Source organism: Methylobacterium sp. WL18 (assembly GCF_008040015.1).
In the GTDB taxonomy this organism is placed as follows: domain Bacteria; phylum Pseudomonadota; class Alphaproteobacteria; order Rhizobiales; family Beijerinckiaceae; genus Methylobacterium; species Methylobacterium mesophilicum.
Map to the genome: position 1 here is coordinate 1 of NZ_VRVD01000374.1, position 4612 is coordinate 4612.

General features: G+C 66.7%; 4 protein-coding genes and 1 pseudogene. 4 read left to right on the top strand and 1 reads right to left on the bottom strand.

Annotation, left to right across the window (positions count from 1 at the left end; translation table 11 throughout):
* A pseudogene (locus tag FV228_RS34910) lies at positions 1-126 on the top strand (pyridoxal phosphate-dependent aminotransferase); the annotation flags it as partial.
* 281 nt (positions 127-407) lie between these two features.
* On the opposite strand, the gene mdcA reads toward FV228_RS34910, so the two are convergent.
* Positions 408-2054, bottom strand: a complete 1647-nt coding sequence (gene mdcA / locus FV228_RS20875; RefSeq protein WP_147856367.1) for a malonate decarboxylase subunit alpha — start codon at positions 2052-2054, stop codon at positions 408-410.
* Between the two features lie 225 nt (positions 2055-2279).
* On the opposite strand from mdcA, the gene madL reads away from it, so the two are divergent.
* The 3 genes from madL to FV228_RS20890 are packed head-to-tail and all read left to right on the top strand — an operon-like array spanning position 2280 to position 4222.
* Positions 2280-2717 carry a malonate transporter subunit MadL gene (madL, locus tag FV228_RS20880; RefSeq protein WP_147856368.1) on the top strand — a complete coding sequence of 146 codons (438 nt, stop codon included), beginning with the start codon at positions 2280-2282 and terminating at the stop codon, positions 2715-2717.
* 41 nt (positions 2718-2758) lie between these two features.
* The gene (gene madM / locus FV228_RS20885) at positions 2759-3523 is read left to right on the top strand and encodes a malonate transporter subunit MadM (protein ID WP_147856370.1); all 765 of its coding nucleotides are present in this window, start codon (positions 2759-2761) and stop codon (positions 3521-3523) included.
* Positions 3524-3550: 27 nt separating this feature from the next.
* Positions 3551-4222: a GntR family transcriptional regulator gene (locus FV228_RS20890; RefSeq protein WP_147856369.1), complete on the top strand. Its 672-nt coding sequence runs from the start codon at positions 3551-3553 to the stop codon at positions 4220-4222.
* The last annotated feature ends 390 nt before the right edge of the window (positions 4223-4612 follow it).

The following is a 4612-nucleotide window of genomic DNA, read 5'->3' on the forward strand; positions in this document are numbered from 1 at the left end:
GGCCTGCGCGAAGCCGTGGCCCGCGACATCCACCGCCGTCATGCCGTCGAGGTCTCGCCCGACTCCGTGATGATCGTGCCGGGCGGCAAGGTCACCATGTTCATGGCGATCCTGATGTTCGGCGAGCGCCACATCGCCGGCGGTCGCGCCCGGGTGCGTACCGCCCTCTACACCGCCGCCCTGCCGGCGTCCTACCGCTGGAACCCCGCCCTCGTCGCCCTGCGCACCCGCCTCCAGGCCCGCGGCAAGACCCACAAGCAGGCCCTCATCGCCTGCGCCCGAAAGCTGCTCATCTACGCCAACACCGTCCTCGCCCGAGGCACGCCATGGCGTCCCGCCACCGAGTGCGCATAACGGTTGCTCAGGATGAGGATGTGGATGGGAGTGGCCGGCCCATCGCGGTCATCTCACCAGTTCCGGAACTTCGCCGGCGGCTCGTAGAGGCCACCCGACCAGTGCACGAGATCCTTGATCGACTTCGCGGCGAGCAGCGCCCGGTCGGCGTCGAGGGGTTCGATGCCGAGATCCTCCGGCCGGCGGATCACCCCGCGGGCGCGCAACTCCTCGACCTTGGCCCGGTCCCGGCCGCGGCCGACATCGGTGTAGCCGGCGACCCCACGGATCGCCTGTTCCCGCTCGTCGGCGTCCCGGCACAGGAGGAGGTTCGCGATGCCCTCTTCGGTGACGATATGGGTGACGTCGTCGGCGTAGATCATCACCGGCGCCAGCTCGAGCCCGATCTTCCTGGCAAGCTCCAGGGCATCGAGCTTCTCTACGAAGGTCGGCACCAGCTTCTCCCCGAAGGTCTCGACCAGTTGCACCACCAGCTTGCGGCCGCGCATCAGCGCGGGGTCGCCGACGACCTGGCCTTCGCGCCCGGCCTTCATCCAGGCATCGGACGGGTGTCGGCGGCCATGCGGGTCGGAACCCATGTTGGGCGCGCCGCCGAAGCCCGCCACCCGCGACTGCGTGATCGTCGAGGAATGGCCCATCAGGTCGATCTGGAGCGTCGCCCCGATGAACATGTCGCAGGCGTAGAGGCCGGCCGTCTGGCAGAAGGCGCGGTTCGAGCGCAGGGAGCCGTCGGCCCCGGTGAAGAAGATGTCCGGCCGGGCGCGGATGTAGCGGTCCATGCCCACTTCCGAGCCGAAGCAGTGGACTTGGCTGACCCAGCCGGATTCGATCGCCGGGATCAGGGTCGGGTGCGGGTTGAGCGCCCAGTGGGTGCAGATCTTCCCCTTCAGGCCGAGCTTCTCACCGTAGGTCGGCAACAGCAGCTCGATCGCCGCCGTCCCGAATCCGATCCCGTGGTTGAGCCGGCGGATGCCGTACTCGGCATAGATCCCCTTGATCGCCATCATGGCGATCAGGATCTGGGTCTCGGTCATCGCGGCCGGGTCGCGGGTGAACAAAGGCTCGACGTAGAACGGCGTGTCGGCCTCGACCACGAAGTCGATCCGGTCGCCCGGGATGTCGACCCGCGGGACCTTGTCGACGATCTCGTTGACCTGGGCGATGACGACGCCGTTCTTGAAGGCGGTGGCCTCCACGACGGTGGGCGTGTCCTCGGTGTTGGGGCCGGTATAGAGGTTGCCGTCCCGGTCCGCCGAGACGCCGGCGATCAGCGCCACGTGGGGCGTGAGGTCCACGAAGTACCGGGCGAACAGCTCGAGGTAGGTGTGCACGGCGCCGAGCTGGATCTGGCCGCCGTAGAGCATCTTGGCGATGCGGGCGCCCTGCGGGCCGGAATAGGAATAATCGAGCCGCTTGGCGATGCCGGTCTCGAACACGTCGAGATGCTCCGGCAGCACGATGCCCGATTGGACCATGTGCAGGTCGTGGACCTTGTCCGGGTCGCAGGCGGCCAGCCCCCGGGCCAGGCAATCCGCCTGTTTCTGGTTGTCGCCCTCCAGGCAGACCCGGTCGCCGGGGCGCAGCACCGCCTCCAGCAGGTCGACCACCGCGCCCGGCGGCACGACCTTGCCGTCGGCGTGCGCGCGCCCCGCCTTGATGCGGGCGTCGCGCGCCTCGCGTTCGCCGCGCCACTGGGTCATCCGGCTGTCTCCCTCAGTATGCAAGAAGCAGGATAAACCCGCGGTCTTGCATTTTCAAAGCCGTTCTCATCACAGTTTCGTATACTGGATTGCCGAAGTGTCAATATCTTGCATACTGGTCGGCAAGCAACAAGCGACTGATTCGGGAAGGAGACGCCCTATGTCGAGCGCGTCGAGACGGGCGCCGCCGCGCCCCGCATACACCGCCGCGGGAGGGCAACGCCGATGATCGTCCTGGGTGTCGCCCTCCTGGCCGCGTGCACGCTGGTCGGCGTGTATCTCGGTGATCTCCTCGGCGTCGCGCTGGGGGTGAAGGCCAATGTCGGCGGCGTCGGCATCGCCATGATCCTGCTGATCGTCGCCCGGCTCTGGCTGTCACGCCGGGGCGCCCTGACCAAGGGCGTGCAGTTCGGCGTCGAGTTCTGGGCCGGCATGTACATCCCGATCGTGGTCGCCATGGCGGCCCAGCAGAACGTGGTCGCGGCGGTGAGCGGCGGCCCGATCGTGATCATCGCGGCCACCGGCTCCCTGGTCCTGTGCTTCGGCGCGGTGGCGCTGCTGAGCCGGATCGGCCGGCGCGATCCCGGCAGCCCGGAGGTCGAGCACGGCGGCTCCGTGATCGGCGGCGAGGCCGATCCGGTGCCGGCCGGGAAACAGGGGTGAGCGCCATGGAACACGCGATGGACAACGACCTCGGACATCGGATCTGGCACGGCATCGAGCACGTCTTCGTCGAGCAGAGCCTGGTGGCGGCCTTCGCGGTGGTGGGCGCCCTGATCCTGGTCTCCAACCTGGCGGCCAAACGCTTCACGAAGGGCCGCGTTCACGGCTCGGCCATCGCGATCGTGCTGGGGCTGGGGCTCGCCTATGTCGGCGGGCTCTACACCGGCGGGAAGAAGGGCGTCGCCGACATCCCGGCGCTGGCCGGAATCGGCCTGATGGGCGGCGCGATGCTGCGCGACTTCGCCATCGTGGCCACCGCGTTCGAGGTCGACGTGATCGAGGCCCGCCGGGCCGGGCTGGTCGGCGTGCTGGCGCTGGCGCTCGGCACGATCATCCCGTTCCTCGTCGGCACGCTCACCGCGGTGGCGTTCGGCTACCACGACGCGGTCTCGATCACGACCATCGGGGCGGGGGCGATCACCTACATCGTCGGCCCGGTGACCGGGGCGGCGATCGGGGCGGATTCCACCGTCATGGCGCTCTCCATCGCTACCGGGGTGACCAAGGCCGTGATGGTGATGGTCGGCACACCATTGGTTGCGAAACTGATCGGCCTCGACAACCCACGGTCGGCTATGGCCTATGGCGGCCTGATGGGGACGGTGAGCGGGGTCGCGGGCGGGCTCGCGGCGACGGACCCGAAGCTGGTGCCCTACGGGGCGCTCACCGCGACCTTCCACACCGGGATCGGCTGCCTGGTCGGCCCCTCGATCTTTTACTTGACGGTGCGGGCTCTGGTCGGTTGACCAACCGCGGGGACGCGGGACCAGGTGATGCACGGCGAGTTCCAGAAGATCGACACCGGGCTTCTCTCCGACCGGATCCGCAACGCGCTCACCGACGCGATCACGTCCGGTGAGATCCCGGCCGGCACGGCCCTCGACGAGCAGAACCTCGCGCAGCGCTACGGCGCCTCGCGCACCCCGGTGCGGGAGGCCCTGCGCCAGCTGGCGGCCTCCGGGCTGGTGGAGGTCCGCCCGCGCCGGGGCGTGGTGGTGGCCCGGCTGACGCCGGAGCGCATCGCCGACATGTTCGAGACCACCGCGGAGATCGAGGCGATGTGCGCCCGGCTCGCGACCTACCGGATGACGCCGCTGGAGCGCGGCCGGCTGATGGACCTGCAGGAGGATTCCGCCGCCGCCGTGGAGGCCGGCGACGTCGACGCCTACGACCGGCTCAACCGCGCCTTCCACGAATCGCTCTACGCGGCGACCCACAACAGCTTCATGGCCGAGCAGGCCCTGGCGATCCGCGAGCGCCTGGCCGCCTTCCGCCGGACCCAGCTCCGCCACGGCGACCGGATCCGCCGCTCACGGGACGAGCACGGCGAGATTCTTGCCGCCATCGCCGAGGGGGATGGGGAACTGGCTGCGCGGCGGATGCGGGCGCACATGCTGCGGGCTGCGGCGGCTTTGGGGCGGTATATTGCGGATACGGTTGGTTGAGGGAATGAAGATCGATCTCTCTCAGGTTGACTTCATTTATGGTTACCCCTCACCAGCCATCGTAATATTGTAAATTTTCTCTTCCACGTATTAAGTCAACCAATGGCGGATGCGCTTTTATCTTGGTATTACTGCTAAGACGCCGCGACTATCAGCGTATAATGAGATACATTGCCATTATATTTGAGCCAAATTCGATAGCTCGAAATCTCCAATCCTCCAACTTTGACATTAAATTCGAAGTCAAATATTTCTGGAACAAAATAATTCGCAATGATTTTGGTGATATTAATTTATCCAGCCAAAACTATATTTTGAGATCACTAGTTTAAAGATACGTGTATTCGAATTGTGTCGTTCCTGCGAAGTCCATCCCCGGTTGCCTACACC

Bases quoted from the DNA above. Each gene is read 5' to 3' on its own strand.
- FV228_RS20890 (WP_147856369.1), top strand. From the start codon at position 3,551: ATGCACGGCGAGTTCCAGAAGATCGACACCGGGCTTCTCTCCGACCGG.
- madL (WP_147856368.1), top strand. From the start codon at position 2,280: ATGATCGTCCTGGGTGTCGCCCTCCTGGCCGCGTGCACGCTGGTCGGC.
- mdcA (WP_147856367.1), bottom strand. From the start codon at position 2,054: ATGACCCAGTGGCGCGGCGAACGCGAGGCGCGCGACGCCCGCATCAAG.